Origin of the sequence: Streptomyces blattellae (genome assembly GCF_009709555.1) — a bacterium.
Lineage (GTDB): Bacteria > Actinomycetota > Actinomycetes > Streptomycetales > Streptomycetaceae > Streptomyces > Streptomyces blattellae.
The window spans coordinates 35281-55773 of record NZ_WJBG01000149.1; the positions used below are offsets into that span (position 1 = coordinate 35281).

Here is a 20493-nt window from a genome sequence, read left to right on the forward strand (position 1 = left end):
GGCGCGCTGCCCGATGGGGCATGGCGCGCTGTCCGATGGGCATGGCGCCCTATCCGGTGGGTGCCGTGCTCGACCGCACCACCAGCTCCGTGCCCAGCTCCACCCGCGGCGAGTCCGGCTGCTCGCCGCGGGCCAGGCGCAGCACGGTACGGACGGCGAGCTTGCCCATGTCGGCGAGCGGCTGGCGGACGGTGGTCAGCGGCGGGGCCGACCAGCGGACTTCCGGAAGGTCGTCGAAACCGACCACGCTCATGTCCTCCGGCACCCGCAGGCCCCGCCGGCGCAACGCCTCGATCGCGCCGAGCGCCATCTGGTCGCTGGCCGCGAAGACGGCGGTGGGCGGGTCGGGCAGGTCCAGGAGGGTGTTGCAGCCGGTGAATCCGGACTCGGGGTGGAAGTCGCCGGGCACGACGAGGGTCTCGTCGAGCGCGAGCCCGGCGCTTTCCAGGGCCGTGCGGTAGCCGTCCAGCCGGGCCCGGGAGCACAGCAGCCGGGGCGGCCCGGCGATCAGGCCGATCCTGCGGTGGCCGAGGGCCAGCAGATGCTCGGTGGCCGCCATGCCGCCCGACCAGTTGGCGGCGCCGATGGTGGGGGCGTCCAGGGCGGGCGAGCCGGCCGGGTCGACGACCACGAGCGGGACGCCGAGGATGCGCAGTTCATCGTGGAGCACCGGCTCAAGGGCCGAGGTGACGAGGATGACGCCGTCGGAGGCGCGGGCCCGCAGATTGCGCATCCACTCACGCGCGTGGCCCGAGCGTCCGTGGATCGCCGACACCACGGTGCCGACCCCGGCCGCCTGGGCCACCTCCTCCACGCCCCGGATGATCTCCACCGCCCAGGGGCTGTCGAGGCTGTTGAAGACCAGGTCGAGCAGGGCGGCGCGGGCGGCGGACGCCGCGAGGCGCTTGCGGTAGCCGTGCCGGCGCAGCAGGTCCTCCACGCGGGCGCGGGTCTTCGGCGACACGTCCGAGCGGCCGTTGACGACCCGGGACACGGTCGGCACCGAGACCCCGGCCTGCCGGGCGATCTCCGTGATCGTGACCCTGCTCCCGTCCGTCGGCGCCTGCTCGGCGTCGGCCTCGCGTGCTGCCAATTGCCCACCTCCGTCGACCGGTTGCGCATCCGTCACCGTCGTACCGGACGCGCGCATCGAAACTTCCAGGAGTCTTCCGGAAAACGGGTGGCCATGGGAAGGGTGCGAGCGGCTCGGACCTGATCACGCACGGGGGACTACAGGGAGTGACCGCCCTCCGACATGCGTCGGGGCCGGTTCGCAGAGTGTGTCTGCGTCCGGCCCCTCAGGTCTCCGGGCGGGATGTCGGTCCGCCCGGTACTGCTCAGGCGGCGGTCGTCACCAGTGCGCGGTGCGGGGCGATGATCTGGCCGTCGGGCAGGAGCTCACCGGTGTCCTCGAAGAGCAGAACGCCGTTGCACAGCAGGCTCCATCCCTGCTCCGGGTGGTGCGCCAGGAGACGGGCGGACTCCCGGTCGGCTGATTCGGCTGTCGGACACGGCGGCTGGTGCTGGCACATGGGTGGGATCTTTCGCTTTGTCGTGTGGAGTGAGTGGGTTGTCGGTTCTGTCCTGTGGCGTGAAGCCTCGTTCATGACCGCCCCCGTTTGGATAAGTCGGTCGAACCAGTGTTGCCCTGCGGGCGTCAATCCGCAGGGATTTGGCCGCACCGCTTCTCACAGGTTCAGGACGCATCACCCGGGCGAACGGTTCATCCCAACTGCGCTGCCAGTTCGGGTGGTTCGGGATGGTCGGATGGGGCTAGTCAGGGCGGCGACGGCGACCCTTTTCGGCTCGTTCGAGCGTGGTTTTGCTCTTGAGAGCGGGATAAGGCTGGAGGGGCGTTCCAGCGTGTGCAGGTGTTTCTGTGGCGTATGCGAGCGTACGCGTCCCGGAAACAGCGTCGTACCCCGCTGCCCGGAGTTACGGCGGCGGGGTACGAGGGTGTTTCGCGGGGCCGGTCGGTCAGACGGGCTGGCCGAGCAGCGGGGCCGGCGTCACCCGGTGGGTGAGCATCGGGAGGAGCTCGGCGACCTGGTGCGGCCGGTGCGCCGCGATGCCGGGCGGGGCCGGCGCCAGCGGGATGAGCAGATCGGTGGCGGCTGGGTGGCCGGTAATGCCGTCCGAGGAGCAGTCGCCGTGCAGCCACAGCGTGAGCATGTACAGGCCGGGCAGGGACAGCAGGCGCGGCTGGCACGCCTGGGTCACGGACTCGGCCTGGCGCAGCGCGCGCTCCGTGGAGGCGATGTACGGGCCTTCGAAGAAGTGCGAGAAGGCCCAGCCGTCGGGGGTCAGCATGGTCTCGGCCGCGGCCACCGCGCGGTCGCCGCAGCGGATCAGGAAACGCCACCCGGCCAGCCGTGTCGCGGACACGCCCTCGGAGGTGATGCGGTCGAGTACGTGGACGGGCAGCGGGAGCTCGGGGGCGGCGGTGCCCTGCGCGGTGCGCAGGGAGGGCGTCCGGGCCTCGCGGACCGCGGTGGGGGAACCCAGCGCGGTGAGGACGGAGCGAAGGGCGGGCGCTGGAGCCTGGGGGACATGCAGCGGCATGGTGGGTCGCCTCTCATTCGACAGGCACGGTGGCGCGAGGGCGTGGCGTGGCGTGGCGGACGGCGCTGTCAGCTCGCGTGGTCAGAGAGGCGGGGGCCGGGGTCTGGGGGTGCGTGGTGTGCGTGAGGCTGCCGTCCGTCACCCGACGGCAGGAACCCGGACCGTGGGCGCCAACCCTCTGCCTTGATTGCGGAGTTTATACGACACGTGTTCACATTGTGTTTCGTCTAGCTGTTTCCGGGGACTTCGGCAAGAGTCTATTCGGTCGGCGACGAGCGGGAATCTTCCCGGTTCCCAACCTGTCGCCCAGTGATGACCTCGGGAAATGCCGCTGAAGCGGTCGGCCGATACTCGTCGGTGTTTTTCACGAGTTGGCAAGGTGCCGGAAACTTCATGATGTTCCATGCCCGGTGAATGTGCCGCCGGTCACGTCCGTCAGAGTAGCGCGCGCCTGGCCCGCGCGCGACGTTATCGATCGCCTCGGCTGGGCATCATCCCACCTGACCCGGGACAGCGGCGGCCGGGCCGGATCTTCGGCCTGCCCATTCGAGGAAGGGACGCTTCGATGGGGGAGAAGGTCGTGGCAGGTGGGTTCGACCTGTCCGATCGGCAGCGGTACCGCGGCAAGCTCCGGGAGTGCCTGAGAGGCCTGGAGCGGCTTCTGGCGGAGCGGCGGTTCGATCGCCCGAAGAACCTCATGGGGCTGGAGATCGAATTGAATCTCACCGGCGCCGACGGCACGCCGAAAATGCTGAATGCGCAAGTGCTGGAGAGGATCGCAAGCCGAGATTTCCAAACAGAACTCGCCATGTTCAATCTAGAAGTCAACATAGCCCCACATCGCTTGGCCGGGCGGGTATTCGACCGGCTCGCCGAGGAACTGCGCACCTCGCTGGCATATGCCGACCGGAAAGCGCGCGAGGTCGACGCGGGCATCGTGATGATCGGTATTCTGCCGACGCTCGACCGTGACGACCTGGTCTCCACGAATCTCTCCGACGTCGACCGCTACGCCCTGCTCAACGACCAGATCGTCGCCGCCCGGGGAGAGGACTTCCTGCTCGACATAGCGGGTGTGGAGCATCTGCGCTGCACCTCCAGGTCCATCGCGCCGGAAGCCGCCTGCACCTCCGTCCAGCTGCACCTCCAGGTCACGCCGGGCCGCTTCGCCGCCGTGTGGAACGCCGCGCAGGCCGTCGCCGCCGCACAGATCGCCGTGGGCGCCAACTCGCCCTTCCTCTTCGGCCGCGAGCTGTGGTGCGAGTCCCGGCCGCCGCTGTTCCAGCAGTCCACCGACACCCGCCCGCCCGAACTCCAGGCCCAGGGGGTCCGGCCGCGCACCTGGTTCGGCGAGCGATGGATCTCCTCGGCGTTCGACCTCTTCGAGGAGAACCTTCGCTTCTTCCCGGCCCTGCTGCCCATCTGCGACGACGAGAACCCCCTTGAGGTCCTCGACGCGGGCGGCACCCCGAAACTCGCCGAACTCGTCCTGCACAACGGCACCGTGTACCGCTGGAACCGGCCCGTCTACGGCATCGCCGACGGCGTCCCGCACCTGCGCGTCGAGAACCGCGTCCTGCCCGCCGGACCGACCGTCACGGACGTCCTCGCCAACGCCGCCTTCTTCTACGGTGTCGTCCGCGCCCTCGGCGAGGAGTCACGCCCGGTGTGGTCCCGGCTGCCGTTCGGGACGGCCGCCGCCAACTTCGAGGCCGCGAGCCGGCACGGCATCGACGCCCGGCTGATCTGGCCCCGGCGCGGGCGCTACGGCGGCACCACCGAGGTCGACGCGGTGAGTCTCGTACGCGATGAACTGCTGCCGCTCGCCGAGGCCGGGCTGGACGCGTGGGGCGTCGATCCGGCCGACCGGGACCTGTACCTCGGCGTGATCGACGAGCGCTGCCGCCGCCGGGTCAACGGGGCGGCATGGCAGTCGGCGACCTTCCACCGGGCCCTGGAGACAGGGCTGTCCCGGGAGGCCGCGCTGGCGGCCACCACGAAGCGTTACCGCGAGCTGATGCACCACGGGGAGCCGGTGCACACCTGGCCGGTGGGGCTGCCGGAGACGGTGCCGCTGGGGTGAGAGCCGTCCATCACCGCCGGCTTCCAAACGGCCACCGTGCGGCGGCGGGGGCGTAAACGGGGGCAGGTGGAAGGGGCGCGTCGGGTGGGGATGCGTGGGCGGGATGCGTCGGGCGGGGGCGTGTGGGCGGGGATGCGGCGTTGGACGGGGGCGTGTGGGCGGGGATGCGGCGTTGGACGGGGGGTGCTGCCGCCCGCCCCATACTGATCGGGCAAGCTGTGACGTCCGATGGCGGTGGTGCCCCTCCCCGTCGGCCCAGTGGCGGGAAACGGCGCGGCGGGATTACTCAACTGGAGGCAGGTGTGCAGTCGGAGGCGGGCCCGGTGGCCGATTCTTTTCCTCGGGAGCGCCCCCCACGGCGGGTTCTCCGTTCCGAGGTGCTGCTCGTCCTGGGTGTCTCGCTCGGTGCGAGTGGTGTGTCCGCCCTGATCAGCTTTGTCGGATCGGTCACCAAACCGGGAGGTCTCAAGGACCAGGCAGCCACCCTCAACGCCTCGGCCGCGCCGGGCCGTCCCTGGCTGGATCTCGCCTGGCAGCTCTTCGGCATCACCACGGCACTCGTACCCGTCGCGCTGGTCGCGCACTTCCTGCTGCGCGAGGGCGAGAGCCTGCGCACTCTCGGCTTCGACCGGACCAAACCCTGGCCGGACCTCGGCCGCGGCGCGGCGGTGGCGGCGGTGATCGGAAGCACCGGAATCGCCTTCTACCTGGCCGCCCGCGGACTCGGCTTCAACCTCACGGTGGTGCCCGAGGACCTGCCCGACGTGTGGTGGAAGTACCCCGTCCTGATCATGTCCGCCATGCAGAACGCGATCCTCGAAGAGGTCATCGTCGTCGGCTATCTGCTGCGCCGACTCGGCCAGTTGGGCTGGACCCCCGGGGCGGCGCTGATGGCCAGTTCCGTACTGCGCGGCTCCTACCACCTCTACCAGGGCATCGGCGGCTTCATCGGCAACCTGGCGATGGGCGTGGTGTTCGTCTACCTCTACCGGCGCTGGGGCCGGGTCGGCCCTCTCGTGGTGGCGCATTCGCTGCTCGACATAGGGGCGTTCGTCGGCTACGCGCTGCTGGCCGGGAAGGTGGACTGGCTGCCGACGGCGTGAGGGCTTACCCGCCGTCAGGTGCCGTTACGCCAGCAGCTCCCCGTCGATGACGGTGACCGCCCGTCCGGTGAGCAGCGTGCGGTCGCCGCGCAGCTCGGTGCGGACGCGGCCGGAGCGGGGTGAGGCCTGGAGGCCGGTGAGGCCGGGGCGGCCGAGGCGCTCGGACCAGTAGGGGGCGAGGGCCGTGTGAGCGCTGCCGGTGACCGGGTCCTCGTCGATGCCGACGTTCGGGAAGAAGCAGCGGGAGACGTAGTCGTAGCCCCGCGTGGGGTCTTCGGCGCGGGCGGTGGCGATGATGCCGCGCTCGGAGTAGGCGGCGAGGGCCTTGTGGTCCGGCGTCAGGACGTGGACGGTCTTCTCGTCGGCGAGTTCGAGGAGCAGGTCACCGACGTTCGGACCGGTGTGGAAGGCGGCGCGCGGCTCGGCGCCCAGCGCATTGGCGACCCCGTCCGGCACCTCGACCGGCGTGAGCGGTGCGGTCGGGAAGTCCAGCGTGATCGAGCCGTCCTCGCCCGCCGTCGCGACCAGCACACCGCTGCGGGTGGCGAAGCGCACCGGACCCTGCTGAGCGCCGGTGGTGTGCAGGACGTGGGCCGTGGCGAGCGTGGCGTGGCCGCACATGGCGACCTCGGTGACGGGCGTGAACCAGCGCAGCGCCCAGTCGGCCTCCCCGCCCTCGGGCAGCCGGTGGGCGAACGCCGTCTCGGCGTGGTTGACCTCCCTGGCCACGTGCTGGAGCCAGGCGTCGTCCGGGAAGGCGTCCACGAGCAGGACGCCGGCCGGGTTGCCGGCGAAGGGGCGGTCGGTGAAGGCGTCGACGATTCGGATCCGCATGCCGCAGACGCTAGGCGTGGCACGAAGCGGCAGGCCAAGGCCAATTCCGGGGTGCTGGCCCGATTTCGGTCCGGGCCGCTCGCTGAGTCGTCTTCTGGGCCGTCTTCAGGGCCGCTTTTGGGCCGCTTCTGGGCCGTCTTCAGGGAGTAGGGTTGCTAGGCGAACTATTCCGATATATCGTTGAGGCATCGCGACTGATCAGCGACTGAATGGAGTGATGGAGATGGGTTCCTTTGGATTTGAGCGTGGACAAGGTGGGCGCGACCCGCGCGACCGGGGTGGCTTCGAGGCGCTGCGGAGTGCCTTCGGGCCTTTCGGGCCGGGCGGCCCCGGCTTTGGCGGACCGGGCTTCGGTGGGCCGGGGCCGTGGGGTCAACGTGGGCGCGGTGGGCCGCGGGGGAGGGCGCGGCGCGGCGATGTGCGCGCGTCGATCCTCGCCCTGCTGAAGGACCGGCCCATGCACGGTTACGAGATGATCCAGGAGATCGCCGAGCGCAGCGGCGGGGCGTGGAAGCCCAGCCCCGGCTCGGTGTACCCCACCCTCCAGCTGCTGGAGGACGAGGGCCTGATCACCAGTGAGTCCGAGGGTGGCAAGAAGCTGTTCTCGCTCACCGAGTCCGGTCGTGCGGCGGCCGAGGAGGGCTCCGAGGCGCCCTGGGAGGAGGCCTCCCGCGGCGTCGACTGGGAGGCTCTCAACGAGATCCGCCAGGCCGGCTTCGGTCTGATGGATGCCTTCGGCCAGGTCTGGAAGACCGGCAGCGCGGAGCAGCGCGAGAAGGCGCTGGCCGTCATCAACGAGGCCCGCAAGAAGCTCTACCTGATCCTCGCCGACGAGGACTGAGCTTCCGGCCCGGCGCAGGGCGCCCTCGTGGAGAGATCCGTGGGGGCGCCGTCGCGCGTCCGGGTGTCAGGTCACCAGCCCTGCCAGCTTGCGCAGCGACTCGTTCAGCGCGGCCGTCGCGGAGTCCTTCAGCCGACCCGCCATCAACGACACCGCGGCGCCCGTGAACTCGCCGTCGATGCGGACCGAGGTGGCGTCGCCGTCCGGTGTCAGGGTGTAGCGCGTGGCCAGGTCGACCGCCATCGGGCCCTTGCCGCGGATGGCCAGCAGCCGGGCCGGCTCCAGTTCCTCGATGGTCCAGTCGACCTCGGCCGGGAAGCCCATCAGCTTCATGTTCTCCTGAAAGGTCCCGCCCACTTCGAGGTTCTCGGGACCGCCCTTGGGGAAGCCGGTGTGGGTCGCGTTCCACTCGCCGTACGCGGACCAGTCCGTGAGCTGCCCCCACACCTTCTCCGCGGGGGCATCCATGCGTGCCTCCGCGCTGACTTCGGCCATGCGACCACCCCTTCGTGTCGGGCTACGGTGTCGCGGAACGTAGCCGCAGGGCCTGGAACATTCAATACTGATGAACCGTCAGGAAATGTGGAGGCGGGCGGGCGAGCGGTCTGCCGGTCCGGCCTCAGCCGACCAGTCGTATCTCCGCCGCGTCGAACAGGTCCCACGCGCGCGGGAAGGCGCTCTCGTCGTGGCAGTGCCAGGCGTCCCAGAACAGGTCGGCCGGCAGTGCGTCCTCCGGGGCGTACACCCGGTAGACGTACTGCCTGCCGTCGACGGCCGGAAGGCTCACCAGCCAGCACCTGCTCCCCATCTTCGTATGGGACGTGCGACGGGGCGTCGCGGTTGCGTGCGGGGCGGGAGATGCGCGCTCCCGTAGGCGCAACAGCCTGATCTCATCCGTAAGGAGGAGATTCCGGCCGCCCGGCTCCACTTTGTGTGGGAGCAAAGATGCTTCCCTCCGGGGATGTCCTGATCTGAAGGGACTGATGGGGTAAGGGTGTGCAACCTCGAATCCCCCGGCAGGCCGCCCGCGAACAGGGCGTCCACCGAACGGACAACGATGCCGCGTTCAGTGACGAACTGGCAGCGGTGTTCTCCGGTGCCCGCCGCCGGGCCGTGCGGGACGGGGACCGGCAGATCGACACGGCCCATCTGCTGCACTCGCTGCTGGAGGCCGACCCCGAGGCGCGTGCCGTCTTCGAGGACGGGCCGCAGGTGGCCCGGCTGCTCGGCTATCTGGTGCAGCGCAGCATCGGTTACGGCCTGCGCTGGCAGGGTGCCGTCGAGGACTCCGGCGCCGTACCCGTCGTGGCGGGCGAGGCGGGCTTCTCCCCGCTCGCCGCGGGCGCCATGGAGTACGCCCGCGAACGCGCCGCCCGGCGGAGTGGCGAACCGGCTCTCGGGATCGATCTGCTCGCCGCCATCGTCGTGGACCCGCAGGCACGCGCCGTCGAGGTGCTCGACCACGCCGGGGTCGACGCGCACGCGCTCTTCGTGCGGATCGAGAGGCACTTGGAGAAGGCCGGCTGACCGGTCGGCGACCGAGGTTCCCGTCCAAGCGCTGAGACAGGTGTCATGAGGGGTGACGCTCATGTCATCGCCTGTCATCATGTGCCGGTGCATACGTCAGCCAGCAGCAGCGGCAGCGGTGGAAAGAGCGTGGGACTCGGTCTCGCGCTCGTTTCCGCGCTCGCCTTCGGTGGATCCGGTGTCGCGGCCAAGCCGCTGATCGAGGCGGGGCTCGACCCGCTCCATGTGGTGTGGCTGCGGGTGGCGGGGGCGGCCCTGGTGATGCTGCCGCTCGCCGTGCGGCACCGTGCGCTGCTGCGCCGGCGCCCCGCGCTGCTCGCCGGCTTCGGCCTGCTCGGCGTCGCCGGTGTCCAGGCCTGCTACTTCGCCTCGATCTCCCGGATCCCCGTCGGAGTCGCCCTGCTCGTCGAGTACTTCGCTCCCGCCCTGGTTCTCGGCTGGGTGCGGTTCGTGCAGCGGCGGCCGGTCACGCGTGCGGCCGCGCTCGGCGTGGTTCTCGCGGTCGGGGGGCTCGCCTGTGTCGTCGAGGTCTGGTCCGGCCTGAGCTTCGACGCCCTCGGGTTGCTGCTCGCGCTCGGCGCCGCCTGCTGCCAGGTCGGCTACTTCGTCCTGTCCGACCACGGCGGCGACTCCGGCGCCGAGGCGCCCGACCCGCTGGGCGTCATCGCCTACGGCCTGCTGGTCGGCACCGCCGTGCTGACCGTCGTCGCCCGCCCGTGGAGCATGGAGTGGTCCCTGCTCGCGGACAGCGCGGACATGAACGGCACGCCGGTCGCCGCGGGTCTGCTGCTCGCGTGGATCGTGCTCGTCGCCACGGTCGTTGCGTATATGACCGGCGTGGTGTCCGTGCGGCGGCTGTCTCCGCAGGTCGCGGGTGTGGTGGCCTGTCTTGAGGCGGTCATCGCGACCGTGCTCGCGTGGGTCCTGCTCGGTGAGCACCTTTCCGCTCCGCAGATCGTCGGCGGTGCGGTGGTGCTGGCCGGGGCGTTCATCGCGCAGTCTTCGGCGCCCGCGAAGGGCTCCGCCGAGCCAGTGGCGAGTGGGGGCGCGGAAACGCGGGTCTCGGCTCGCGGGAATGCGTGAGCGGTTTCATCTGCGGGTCCGTTGCGGCTGGTCGCTCCCTCAAGTTCTCGGCTTCTCCCGTACTCCCGTACTCCCGTACTCCCGTACTCCCGTACTCCCGGGCTTCGCTTGAGCGGGGGACTCGCGTGAATCCGGGATCCCGTGAACTCGGGTCCCCGTGAATCCGGGATCCCGTGAACTCGGGTCCCCGTGAACTCGGGTCCCCGTGAACTCGGGTCCCCGTGAACTCGGGACTCCGTGAACCCGGGCGACCCTCATCGCGGCGGAGCCGCATACCGACACAGCCCCGCGCCCCTTCGGGGCGCTGCCCGACCCGGCTCGCCCGACCCGGCTCGCCTGCGCCGGACATGCCTGCGCCGGACATGCCTGCGCCGGACATGCCTGCGCCGGACGTGCTTGCGTGTCGCCGCGTCGCGTGGATCCAGACCGTCGGGGTGAATCACCCTCGCAAGACCGCGAGGTGGTCGGGGAGTTCGGTGCCGGGGGCCAGCCGGGCGTCCGCGATCGGGGTGTCGTAGCCCTTGTGCAGGGGGACGACTCCGGCCCAGTGCGGGAGAGAGAGGTCCTCGGGCTCGTCGTTCGCGCCGCCGGTGCGGGCCTTGGCGGAGACCTCGTCGAGGTCGAGGCGGATGACGGCGGTGGCGGCCAGTTCCTTGTTGTTGGCGGGCCGGACGTCGTGGGAACGACCGGGCACGACATGGTCGACGAGGGCGTCGAGCGCGGCCCGCTTCTCCTCGGGGTCGGTCACGTCGTGGGCGACGCCGTGCACCACGACCGAGCGGTAGTTGATCGAGTGGTGGAAGGCCGAGCGGGCCAGGACGAGCGCGTCCACGTGCGTGACCGTCAGGCACACCGGAAGCCCGGGGTCGGTCCGGCCCGTCATGCGCAGAGGGCGTGAACCGGTCGAGCCGTGCACATAGAGCCGCTCCCCGACCCGGGCGTACAGGGTGGGCAGCACCACCGGCGCTCCGTCGCGGACGAAGCCGAGGTGGCAGACGTAGGCCTCGTCCAGTACCGAGTGCACCAGGTCCTTGTCGTACGACGCCCGGTCGGCGGAGCGCGTGGGAACGGTGCGGTCGGTCGGTGTGTAGGCGGCCCGGTGTTGCGGCGGCTGTCGCCGTGTCCCCTGCGTTGCACTCCCCTGCATTGCGCCCTCCATTGCACTAGTGCATAATCAGCTTTGTGCTAGAAGGATATCGGATCAGTGGGCGGCGTGCAGCCGAGATTGCGGCCAGCGTCGAGAGCGCGGTGGGCTCGGGAGGGCTGGAGCCGGGTCAACTGCTGCCGCCCATGCGTGAGTTGGCGGTCGAACTGGGAGTGAATCCCAACACGGTCGCGGCGGCGTACCGCATCCTGCGTGAGCGCGGGGTCATCGAGACCGCCGGACGTCGTGGCAGCCGGGTGCGGCCCAAGCCGGCCACCACGGGGCGCGAGTACGTCCGGGTGGACGTGCCCGAAGGGGTGCGGGACGTGGCGAGCGGCAATCCCGATCCCGCGCTGCTGCCCCCGCTGGCCGAGGCGTTCGCGGTCGCCGCCGAACAGGGCGACCGCGAGCCCGTGCTGTACGGAGAGGAGCCGGTGGAGCCGGAACTGGCCCGCCGCGCGCGGGCCGACCTGGATGCGGGCGGCGTGCCGGACGGGCCCCTCGCGGTGACCTCCGGCTCCCTCGATGCCATCGAGCGTGTCCTCGCCGCCCACCTCAAGCCGGGGGACACCGTCGCCGTCGAGGATCCCGGCTGGGGCAGCCTGCTGGACCTCGTCCCGGCGCTCGGGCTGCGCACCGCCCCCGTCGGCGTCGATGACGACGGCCCGCTCACCGATGACGTACGCCGCGTCCTTGAGGCCGGGGCCCGTGCCCTGATCGTCACCGACCGGGCGCAGAACCCGACCGGTGCCGCGATCGGCGCCGCACGCGCGCGTGCCCTGCGTGCCGTGCTGCGGGAGCACCCGGAGGCCCTGCTGATCGACGACGATCACGGCCACGGCATCGTCGATCTGCCGCTGCACACCCTCGCCGGTGCGACTCGCAGCTGGGCCTTCGTGCGCTCGGTCGCCAAGGCGTACGGCCCCGATCTGCGGCTCGCCGTGCTCACCGGGGACGCCGTCACCGTCGACCGGGTGCAGGGACGGCACCGGCTCGGGCCCGGCTGGGTCAGCCGGATCACCCAGCGGGCCGTGGTGAAGCTGTGGGCCGACGGTGCGGTGGACGCGCGCGTGGTGGCGGCGGCGTACGGGCGGCGCCGGGACGCGCTGATCGGCGCGCTCGCGGAGCGGGGTGTGGCCGCCTACGGGCGCAGCGGCCTGAACGTGTGGATCCCTGTGCCGGACGAGACCGGGGCCGTGGCCCGCCTGCTGCACGCCGGCTGGGCCGTCGCCCCCGGCGCCCGCTTCCGGATGAGCGCACCGCCCGGCATCCGGGTCGCCGTCTCGACGCTCGCGGCGGACGAGACCGCAGCGCTGGCGGACGAGATCGCCTCCGCCGTGGCCCCGGCGCCGATCCGCGGCTACGTCTGAGCGCTGCGCCGGCGCTGCCGCGCCGGGTCGTCGATCATCTGCGGGCCCGCCAACGCGCCCCCATGTGGCCGCACCACGCTCGCTGGGTGATCCGGCTGACCAGCCGGCCCGAGCTGGTGCCGTCCCGGCAGACGCTGCAGGAGGCGGCCCTCAAGGCCGGCTGAGCGGGTCGGGCGAAGTTCGCTGAGTGGGGCGAAGCACGCCCTGAGGGGCGCACGGCTGCGTCGATGTGCGGCTCCGCCCGCGACGGGGGAGCCATCAGCCACGACGGTGCGGCAGAGGATCGCCGGCATCACGAGGCCCCGCGGCGGAGCCCATCGACACAGCCGGCGGGGCTACGTGTTGCCCAGCTTGCGGAAGTCCCAGGAGACGATCTTCTCCGGCGTCAGCCGCACCCATGCGTGCCGCCCGTCGTGCGGGATCTCGTCGAGGCCGAAGTTCTTCCGCGCGAACAGGGTCTCCGGAACGTCGAGTTCCGCGCGCAGCTCGCCGGTGCGCGGGCTCTCGCCCACGAAGTCGACGGTCCCGGACAGCTCGACGCCGCGCAGTTCGCCGTACTCCTCGCCCGTGTCGACCACGATCGCGACCCGCGGATCCCGCCGCAGATCGGCCCAGCGCTTGCTGCGCACCACCGAGTACAGCCACATCGATATGCCGTCCCAGGCGAACCAGAGGGTGCTCACATGCGGGGCCCCGTCGGCGGACACGGTGGCGACCCTGCAGGTGCGCTGGCTGGTGAGGAACTCGTCCAGCTCACCCGGTGTCATCATGATCTTCCGGCCCCGGCGCTGAGTGGCGGTCATGTGCCCCTCTTCTCTTCTCCCACGTCGTGTCAGAGGAGAGATCCTCTGACATCACGTCAGAAAAGGATGAGCGGTCTTCCGTCCTCACGCAATGGTGGCTAGTCTCTCCCGCCCCGTCAGGTCGGTGGCAAGGGGGGGCACCATGCCGTCGCACGAAAAGCTTCGCGAACTTCTCGACCCCGTGACCACCGTACTGCTCACGGTCGAGTGTCAGCAGGGCGTCGTCGGCCCGGACAGCGCCCTGCCGGACCTCGCGAAGGAGGCCCGCTCCTCCGGTGCCCTCGCCAACGTCGCCCGGCTGGTGGCGGGGGCGCACGAGAGCGGGGTGCAGGTGATCCACGCGATCGCCGAACGCCGCCCGGACGGCCGGGGCGCGAGCCGTAACGCCCGGCTGTTCCGTGCCGCCGCACGGCTCCCCGTCCAGCAGTTCGCCGGCTCCACTGCGGTCCGGGTGGCGGCGCCGATCGAGGTCGCCGAGGAGGACTTCGTCGTACGACGGCTGCACGGGCTGTCGCCGGTCCAGGGCACCGAGGCCGACGCGCTGCTGCGCAACCTGGGCTGCCGCACCCTGATCGTCACTGGTGTCTCGGCCAACGTGGCCGTCCCCAACGCCGTCTTCGACGCGGTCAACCGCGGCTACACCGCCGTCGTACCGACGGACGCCATCGCCGGGGTGCCCTCCGACTACACCCCGGCGATGATCCGCAACACCCTCGCCCTGGTCGCCACGGTCGCGACCACGGACGAGGTGCTGAGCTGCTGGAAGCGACCGCGCCAGGTCACGCGAGCGTGATCGACTCCCCGGACACGGTGATCTCCTTGGCCTCCAGCGGCTTGGTGGCGGGGCCCTTCTGCACGCTGCCGTCGGCGATGGAGAAGCTGCTGCCGTGGCAGGCGCAGGAGATGATGTCCTCCTTCAGGTCCGTCATCGGACAGCCCTGATGGGTGCAGATCGTCGAGTACGCCTTGTAGTCACCCGCCGCCGACCGTGCGACCACGATCTTCTCGTCGCTGAAGATCTTGCCGCCGCCGTCCGGTATGTCGGAGGTCTTCGCGAGCGGGGCGCCGCGGGCGCCCTGCCCGGTGGACGAGCCCGACGTGTCGTCCTCCGATCCGCACGCGGTCAGCGCGACGGCGAGCCCCGTCGCGCCGACCGCCGCCATGACGGTGCGGCGGCTCGGTGCCGACCCCGGCTGAACTGATTCGCTGGTCATGCTGACGTCCTTCCAGGTTTTCGTCATCTGCCGAATCTGCCGAGAGGTACGGCCTATGTGAGTCGGCTGTTCAGACCCTGTGGGAATCCCGGCCTGCCCCCGGAGGGACGCTGCAAAGCGGAGCTGCCGGTCCGGGCACACCGCCGTGCCCCTGCGTGAGGGCGGCTCGCGGCCGGGGCTTCGGACAGCCAGGCCTTTGGGCCGGCCGCGCGACGAGGTGCGCGGCCGTGGGGCGAGGTGCACGGCCGCGCGACGAGGTGCGCGGCCGTGGGGCGAGTCCTGTTCCGCGCGGCCTCCCGCCGAATGGATGCGGTCGTGGCAGACGGCGCAGGCCATGACGTTTTGCGGCGCCGGTGAAGCATGACGCGCGCCCAGTCGGAAGGCTGCCATCCGCGTGTGCGAGGTCGGCGGCGAGCAGGCAGTACTGGACGACGCCCCGGTAAGACGGTCCCGAAGCCGCCCGGCGTCACTGACGGACCGGCAGCACGGCCCGCACGGCCCGGCCGGAGGTGCGGGGCGAGGGTGCCGGTGAGAGTGGATGAGGCGCGGGACATCCGCGGCGCGCGGGTGTCCCAGCGTGAGCGTGGTGCCCTGTGCGGTACGGGCCGTCGTACGTGTCGTACGGAGTGTGGCGATGGCCGGCCGCATCAGGTGGATGTGGTCCGCACTTCCGGGCTCGGCTCGCGTTGGGTCCGTTGGGGAAGGAAGATCTTATGGGTGTGCGATGTCGGTGATGACCTGGTCGTACCGCCGAACGTTCCCGGTGAGTGTCGAGTTCGGATACTGCTGCCGTAGGCGGACCAGTGCCGCGTCGACGAAGGCCCACATGTCGCCGGTGTCCGAGTGGGCGTCGAAAGTGGCATGGGCCAGCCATTCACCCTCGTCGCTGGCCACATAGGCTTCGTACTTCTGCTCTTCGATGGTGACGGCCATGGACGTATCGGTCTCCTGATCCGTAGCCCGCAGGGCGTATTCGCTGCTGTCGTGCGCGGTGTCGGCTGCCTGCGCTGTCCCTGCCGCGGAAAGGAGCGCTGCCGTCGCGGCCGTGCCGGCGGCGCCCAGCACGGTCCGCCGGGAAATCTCTGACACAGTTCCCCCCTGCGTTGCCCCTCCCGGTGAGGGGCCACAGCCGAAGGTACAGTCAAGTCCCGCTGTATCGTCAGCGGTTGGCACATATGTGCGCCCCCACCCTCGCGGAACGCTCGGTCTCCAAGGGGGCACGGCACCAAGCCCCACACGAGGTATACCGCGCGGCTGATCAAGCCGCCTCCGGCTGACGCAGGGTGCCAGACGGACGGCACGCGGCGCCCGGTACGTACTCATCGGCCGAGCACTACGCGCTGTGGCGCAGCGTCACCCCCGACTACGGTGATCCGGCGGTGCCGCCGAGGAACAGCCCACCCCGCGACAGCGGTTGACCGCCCTTGTACTCGTGCCAGGCAACCTGATCAGCAATACCGCGCCACGGAGAAGACAGTCGCGCGCCCGCGCGTCCGCGCACCCGATCCAGCCGACCGGCCGGTGGCCGGACCGCGACAAGGCCTACCACTCCCACAGGTGGCCGTGGGCAGCAGGGAGGGGATGTGCCGGAACCCCTGGTGAGGGTCCGTGATCTGGGCATCGATGGGGCGGTTGTCGCGCCGGAGCGGCTGACGGTGGAGCCTCGCCCCGTGACTCTTGCGGAGCAGAGAGGCACCGTCATTTCCGTTAACTGACCTGGACATGGACTGTTCCTGGTTCCCGGCGGCTCAGGGGGCCGGAAGTATCTACGCGTGTAGTCCCCGCCCGACCCGTCCGCCTGCTCGCGTCACGTCAGTCCACGTCCAGGAGATCCATATGCCCGTCAACCCCATGAACCGACGTGAGTTCGTGCAGAAGTCGGCCGTCACCGGTGCGGCCGTGGCCGTCGCGGGGACGGCTGCCGCTCCGGCGGCCCAGGCCGTCGGCCGGGGGTCCGAGAAGGCCCCCGAGACCTGGTCGTTCTCGATCCTGGGCACCACCGACCTGCACAGCCACGTCTTCGACTGGGACTACTACGACGACGCCGCCTACAGCGACAAGGCCGGCAACTCCGTCGGTGTCGCGCGCGTCGCCACCCTCGTCAAGCAGCAGCGGGCCGCGAAGGGCGAGGGGCACGTCCTCCTCGTCGACGCAGGCGACATCATCCAGGGCACCTCGCTCGCGTACTACTTCGCCCGCGTCGACCCGATCACCGGCACCGACGGCAAGAGGGGGCCCGAGCACCCGATGGCCGTCGCCATGAACGCCATGCGCTACGACGCCGCCGCCCTGGGCAACCACGAGTTCAACTACGGCATCGAGGTGCTGAGGAAGTTCGAGCAGCAGTGCCGCTTCCCGCTGCTCGGTGCAAACGCCCTGGACGCGAAGACCCTGCGCCCCGCCTTCCAGCCGTACACCGTGAAGCGCATCTGCGTCCCCGGAGCCCCCGACATCAAGGTCGGCATCCTGGGGCTCACCAACCCGGGCATCGCGCTGTGGGACAAGGACAACGTCAGCGGCAGGATGGTCTTCCCGGGGTTGGTGGAGCAGGCGAAGAAGTACGTGCCGCGCCTGCGTGCGCTGGGCTGTGACGTCGTCTTCCTGACGGACCACTCGGGCCTCGACGGATCCACCTCCTACGGCGACGCCCTGCCGTACGTCGAGAACGCCTCCAACCTCGTCGCCGCGCAGGTCCCCGGTATCGACGCGATCCTGGTCGGCCACACCCACGTCGAGGTGTCGTCGTACACGGTCAGGAACGAGGAGACCGGGGAGGAGGTCCTGCTCTCCGAGCCGTACTGCTGGGGCTACCGGCTGACCGTCTTCGACTTCGACCTCGAACTGCACCACGGTCAGTGGAAGGTGACGAGCAAGAAGGCACAGACCCTCAACCCGAACACGGTGGACGAGGATCCGGAGATCAAGAAGCTCCTGGAGGCCGACCACGAACTGGTCGTGAAGTACGTCAACACGGCGGTCGGTACCTGCGCCGAGGACCTCTCGGCGGCGGAATCCTGCTGGAAGGACGTCCCCGTCATGGACTTCATCCACGAGGTCCAGATGAAGACGGTGGCGGCCGGCCTGCCGACGTCGGACGCCGCCCTCCCGCTGATCTCGGTCGCCGCGCCCTTCAGCCGCACGGCCGCCATTCCCGCCGGCAGCGTCACGATCAAGGACATCGCCGGCCTCTACATCTACGACAACACCCTGTACGGCAAGAAGCTCACCGGCGCCCAGCTCAAGGACTACCTGGAGTACGCGGCGAGGTACTACCACCAGGTCCCGGCGGGCACAGCAGTCGACACCGCGACGCTGACGAACGCCAACAACTTCTGGGACTACATGTACGACACGGCGGCGGGTGTCTCGTATGACATCGACATCGCGCAGGCCGAGGGTTCCCGCATCAAGAACCTCACGTACAACGGCGCGGCGGTGACGGACGACCAGGTCTTCGTCGTCGCGGTGAACAACTACCGCGCCAACGGCGGCTCCGGCTACCCGCACATCGCGCTCGCCGACATCGCGTACAGCTCCACGAACGAGATCCGCCAGCTGATGATCGACTACGTCACGTCCACGGGCGTGCTGGACCCGGCGGACTTCGCGGTCACCAACTGGAAGCTGACCCAGGCCGGGACAGCGGTGTTCTGACCGCTCACGCCATAGCGGTGAACACGTGGAACGCCGACACCTGGAAACCCGCGGAACGAAACCCTGGCAGTGGGAGGCAGCGCCGAAGGACGGCTTCCCCGCGGGCGCGGTGGCTCGGGCGCTCCTCTCCGGCGATCACCCTCGGTTACTATGCTCACTTCATGCCGGAGGCCGGGAGCAAAGGGGCGCGCTGCCTTTGACCCCTGCAAGGCTGCAGGGACAGGTGGCCTGGGAAAATGCTGAGAGAAGTCACCGCCACCCGCTACATCACGCCCCTGCGGGAGGGCGGCTCGCTGCCGGGGCTCGTCGAGGCCGACGACTTCGGGACGTACGTCCTGAAGTTCACCGGCGCCGGACAGGGCCGCAAGACGCTCGTCGCCGAGGTCGTCTGCGGCGAACTGGCCCGCCGGCTGGGGTTCCGCGTCCCCCGGCTCGTGACGATCGACCTCGACCCGGTCCTCGGGCTCGGTGAACCCGACCAGCAGGTGCAGGAGTTGCTCAAGTCGAGCGGCGGCACCAATCTCGGCATGGACTTCCTGTCCGGCGCGCTCGGCTTCGACCCGCTTGCTTTCGAGGTGACCCCCGAGGACGCCGGGCGGATCGTCTGGTTCGACGCGCTGGTGGGCAACGTCGACCGGTCGTGGCGCAACCCCAACCTGCTGATGTGGCAGGGCGACCTGTGGCTCATCGACCACGGCGCCACCATGATCTGGCACCACAACTGGTCCGGCGCCGCCACCTCCACGGCCCGCCCGTACGACGCCTCGGACCACGCGCTGGCCACCTTCGCGCCGGATGTGCGGACAGCCGCCGCCGAGCTCGCGCCGCTGGTCACCGCCGACCTGGTCGCCGAGGTCACCGCAGGCATCCCCGAGGTGTGGCTGACGGACGAGCCCGGGTTCGAGTCGGCGGACGCGCTCCGGCGGGCCTATGCGCAGCCGCTGGTCGCACGGGCCGCCGTCATCCACGAACGCATCGAGGGGATCAAGTGAGCGACGCCCGCACCCTGTCGACCCGTCCCAGGGGCAAGGACGTGTACGAGTACGCGCTGCTGCGCGTCGTGCCGCGCGTCGAACGGGGCGAGTGCTTCAACGCCGGCGTGGTGGTGTACTGCCGCGCCCGGTCCTTCGTGGCCGCGCGCACCCATCTGGACGTCACCAAGCTGCTGGCGCTGGATCCGGCGGCGGACGTGGCGGGCGTACGGGCCGCGCTGCGTGCCGTCGAGGGCGTGTGTGCCGGGGGAGAGGCGTCCGGCCAGGCAGCGCGCGACGACGCCGGACGCCGCTTCCGCTGGCTTGTCGCGCCCCGTTCGACGGTGGTGCAGCCCGGACCCGTGCACACCGGGCTCAGCGCCGATCCGGCCGCGGAACCGGGCCGGCTGCTGGACCTGCTGGTGAGCTAATGGATCACAGCCCCCTCGTGGGGCGTTGACACCGCGTGCCAGGGCTTCTAGCGTCACGTCCAGCGAAGGTACTAAGCGGTTGCTCACCTGAGGAGAGTCATCCATGTCCACCACTGAGCAGCGGGTCGCCGTGGTCACCGGCGGAGCACGCGGCATCGGCGCCGCCACCGCCGTACGACTGGCCGCCGAGGGCCGCGCGGTCGCCGTGATCGACCTCGACGAGTCCGCCTGCAAGGACACCGTGGAGCAGATCACCGCGGCCGGCGGCAAGGCGATCGCGGTCGGCTGCGACGTCGCGGACGAGGCGCAGGTCGAGGCGGCCGTCGCGCGGATCGCCGACGAGCTCGGCGCACCGACGATCCTCGTCAACAACGCGGGCGTGCTCCGCGACAATCTGCTGTTCAAGATGAGCGTCTCCGACTGGGACACGGTCCTGAACGTGCATCTGCGCGGTGCCTTCCTGATGTCGAAGGCCTGCCAGAAGTACATGGTGGACGCCAAGTTCGGGCGGATCGTCAACCTCTCCTCGTCCTCCGCGCTCGGCAACCGCGGCCAGGTCAACTACTCCGCCGCCAAGGCCGGCATGCAGGGCTTCACCAAGACCCTCGCCATCGAACTGGGCAAGTTCGGCGTCACCGCCAACGCGGTCGCCCCCGGCTTCATCGCCACCGAGATGACCAAGGCCACCGCCGAACGCGTCGGCATGGGCTTCGACGACTTCAAGGCCGCTGCCGCCACCCAGATCCCCGTGCAGCGGGTCGGTGAGCCGGACGACATCGCGAACGCGATCGCCTTCTTCACCGGCGAGGACGCCGGATTCGTCTCCGGCCAGGTGCTGTACGTCGCCGGCGGACCGCTCGACTAGGGATCAGG

The 20493-nt window shown here is 70.5% G+C and carries 21 protein-coding genes; 11 read left to right on the forward strand and 10 right to left on the reverse strand.

Annotated elements, in window-relative coordinates; genetic code table 11:
* Window positions 1-49: 49 nt before the first annotated feature.
* The 3 genes from GFH49_RS16620 to GFH49_RS16630 all read right to left on the reverse strand — a co-directional run bounded on the left by GFH49_RS16620 (window position 50) and on the right by GFH49_RS16630 (window position 2562).
* Window positions 50-1093, reverse strand: coding sequence for a LacI family DNA-binding transcriptional regulator (locus tag GFH49_RS16620; RefSeq protein WP_155056663.1), 1044 nt, complete (start codon window positions 1091-1093; stop codon window positions 50-52).
* 244 nt (window positions 1094-1337) lie between these two features.
* A complete protein-coding gene (locus tag GFH49_RS16625) occupies window positions 1338-1532 on the reverse strand; it encodes a DUF5999 family protein (protein WP_155056664.1) in 195 nt (64 codons plus the stop codon).
* Between the two features lie 445 nt (window positions 1533-1977).
* Window positions 1978-2562 carry a hypothetical protein gene (locus tag GFH49_RS16630; RefSeq protein ID WP_155056665.1) on the reverse strand — a complete coding sequence of 195 codons (585 nt, stop codon included), beginning with the start codon at window positions 2560-2562 and terminating at the stop codon, window positions 1978-1980.
* A 565-nt stretch (window positions 2563-3127) separates the two neighbouring features.
* Between GFH49_RS16630 and GFH49_RS16635 the strand changes: the two genes are divergently transcribed.
* Window positions 3128-4645: a glutamate-cysteine ligase family protein gene (locus GFH49_RS16635; protein WP_155056666.1), complete on the forward strand. Its 1518-nt coding sequence runs from the start codon at window positions 3128-3130 to the stop codon at window positions 4643-4645.
* A 302-nt stretch (window positions 4646-4947) separates the two neighbouring features.
* Window positions 4948-5748 carry a CPBP family intramembrane glutamic endopeptidase gene (locus GFH49_RS16640; protein ID WP_155056667.1) on the forward strand — a complete coding sequence of 267 codons (801 nt, stop codon included), beginning with the start codon at window positions 4948-4950 and terminating at the stop codon, window positions 5746-5748.
* A gap of 24 nt (window positions 5749-5772) precedes the next feature.
* Here GFH49_RS16640 and GFH49_RS16645 read toward each other — a convergent pair whose 3' ends face one another.
* On the reverse strand, window positions 5773-6582 hold the full coding sequence (locus tag GFH49_RS16645; protein WP_155056668.1) for a PhzF family protein: 810 nt from the start codon (window positions 6580-6582) through the stop codon (window positions 5773-5775).
* Between the two features lie 223 nt (window positions 6583-6805).
* Between GFH49_RS16645 and GFH49_RS16650 the strand changes: the two genes are divergently transcribed.
* Entirely contained in the window at window positions 6806-7423 is a 618-nt protein-coding gene (locus tag GFH49_RS16650; protein ID WP_155056669.1) for a PadR family transcriptional regulator, read from the forward strand.
* A gap of 66 nt (window positions 7424-7489) precedes the next feature.
* Here the strand turns inward: GFH49_RS16650 and GFH49_RS16655 are convergent, their stop codons facing one another.
* Window positions 7490-7918: a type II toxin-antitoxin system Rv0910 family toxin gene (locus tag GFH49_RS16655; protein ID WP_155056670.1), complete on the reverse strand. Its 429-nt coding sequence runs from the start codon at window positions 7916-7918 to the stop codon at window positions 7490-7492.
* Between the two features lie 124 nt (window positions 7919-8042).
* The gene (locus GFH49_RS16660) at window positions 8043-8231 is read right to left on the reverse strand and encodes a hypothetical protein (protein WP_155056671.1); all 189 of its coding nucleotides are present in this window, start codon (window positions 8229-8231) and stop codon (window positions 8043-8045) included.
* Between the two features lie 188 nt (window positions 8232-8419).
* Between GFH49_RS16660 and GFH49_RS16665 the strand changes: the two genes are divergently transcribed.
* Both GFH49_RS16665 and GFH49_RS16670 read left to right on the forward strand, forming a co-directional pair.
* Entirely contained in the window at window positions 8420-8950 is a 531-nt protein-coding gene (locus GFH49_RS16665) for a Clp protease N-terminal domain-containing protein (RefSeq protein ID WP_155056672.1), read from the forward strand.
* A gap of 81 nt (window positions 8951-9031) precedes the next feature.
* On the forward strand, window positions 9032-10033 hold the full coding sequence (locus tag GFH49_RS16670) for an EamA family transporter (protein ID WP_155056754.1): 1002 nt from the start codon (window positions 9032-9034) through the stop codon (window positions 10031-10033).
* A gap of 439 nt (window positions 10034-10472) precedes the next feature.
* Here the strand turns inward: GFH49_RS16670 and GFH49_RS16675 are convergent, their stop codons facing one another.
* Window positions 10473-11180 (reverse strand): pyridoxamine 5'-phosphate oxidase family protein, encoded by a 708-nt coding sequence (locus GFH49_RS16675; protein WP_155056673.1) that lies wholly within the window; start codon window positions 11178-11180, stop codon window positions 10473-10475.
* A gap of 35 nt (window positions 11181-11215) precedes the next feature.
* Here GFH49_RS16675 and GFH49_RS16680 point away from each other — a divergent pair, with 35 nt between their 5' ends.
* Complete coding sequence (locus tag GFH49_RS16680; RefSeq protein ID WP_155056674.1) at window positions 11216-12547, forward strand: aminotransferase class I/II-fold pyridoxal phosphate-dependent enzyme; 1332 nt, start codon at window positions 11216-11218, stop codon at window positions 12545-12547.
* Window positions 12548-12882: 335 nt separating this feature from the next.
* Here GFH49_RS16680 and GFH49_RS16685 read toward each other — a convergent pair whose 3' ends face one another.
* Window positions 12883-13350: a pyridoxamine 5'-phosphate oxidase family protein gene (locus tag GFH49_RS16685; protein ID WP_155056675.1), complete on the reverse strand. Its 468-nt coding sequence runs from the start codon at window positions 13348-13350 to the stop codon at window positions 12883-12885.
* Between the two features lie 142 nt (window positions 13351-13492).
* On the opposite strand from GFH49_RS16685, the gene GFH49_RS16690 reads away from it, so the two are divergent.
* A complete protein-coding gene (locus GFH49_RS16690) occupies window positions 13493-14143 on the forward strand; it encodes a cysteine hydrolase family protein (RefSeq protein ID WP_155056676.1) in 651 nt (216 codons plus the stop codon).
* On the opposite strand, the gene GFH49_RS16695 is transcribed toward GFH49_RS16690, so the two are convergent.
* Both GFH49_RS16695 and GFH49_RS16700 read right to left on the reverse strand, forming a co-directional pair.
* Window positions 14130-14564 carry a Rieske (2Fe-2S) protein gene (locus tag GFH49_RS16695; RefSeq protein ID WP_155056677.1) on the reverse strand — a complete coding sequence of 145 codons (435 nt, stop codon included), beginning with the start codon at window positions 14562-14564 and terminating at the stop codon, window positions 14130-14132. The two genes, GFH49_RS16690 and GFH49_RS16695, sit on opposite strands and share 14 nt — an antisense overlap.
* A gap of 711 nt (window positions 14565-15275) precedes the next feature.
* Window positions 15276-15653 (reverse strand): hypothetical protein, encoded by a 378-nt coding sequence (locus GFH49_RS16700; protein ID WP_155056678.1) that lies wholly within the window; start codon window positions 15651-15653, stop codon window positions 15276-15278.
* 747 nt (window positions 15654-16400) lie between these two features.
* On the opposite strand from GFH49_RS16700, the gene GFH49_RS16705 reads away from it, so the two are divergent.
* From GFH49_RS16705 to fabG, 4 genes are all read left to right on the forward strand, one after another.
* Window positions 16401-18218 carry a bifunctional metallophosphatase/5'-nucleotidase gene (locus GFH49_RS16705; protein ID WP_155056679.1) on the forward strand — a complete coding sequence of 606 codons (1818 nt, stop codon included), beginning with the start codon at window positions 16401-16403 and terminating at the stop codon, window positions 18216-18218.
* A 236-nt stretch (window positions 18219-18454) separates the two neighbouring features.
* On the forward strand, window positions 18455-19210 hold the full coding sequence (locus GFH49_RS16710; RefSeq protein WP_155056680.1) for a HipA family kinase: 756 nt from the start codon (window positions 18455-18457) through the stop codon (window positions 19208-19210).
* Window positions 19207-19620, forward strand: coding sequence for a DUF3037 domain-containing protein (locus GFH49_RS16715; protein WP_155056681.1), 414 nt, complete (start codon window positions 19207-19209; stop codon window positions 19618-19620). Before GFH49_RS16710 ends, GFH49_RS16715 begins: the two co-directional genes overlap by 4 nt.
* A gap of 103 nt (window positions 19621-19723) precedes the next feature.
* On the forward strand, window positions 19724-20485 hold the full coding sequence (fabG, locus tag GFH49_RS16720) for a 3-oxoacyl-ACP reductase FabG (protein WP_155056682.1): 762 nt from the start codon (window positions 19724-19726) through the stop codon (window positions 20483-20485).
* Window positions 20486-20493: the final 8 nt, after the last annotated feature.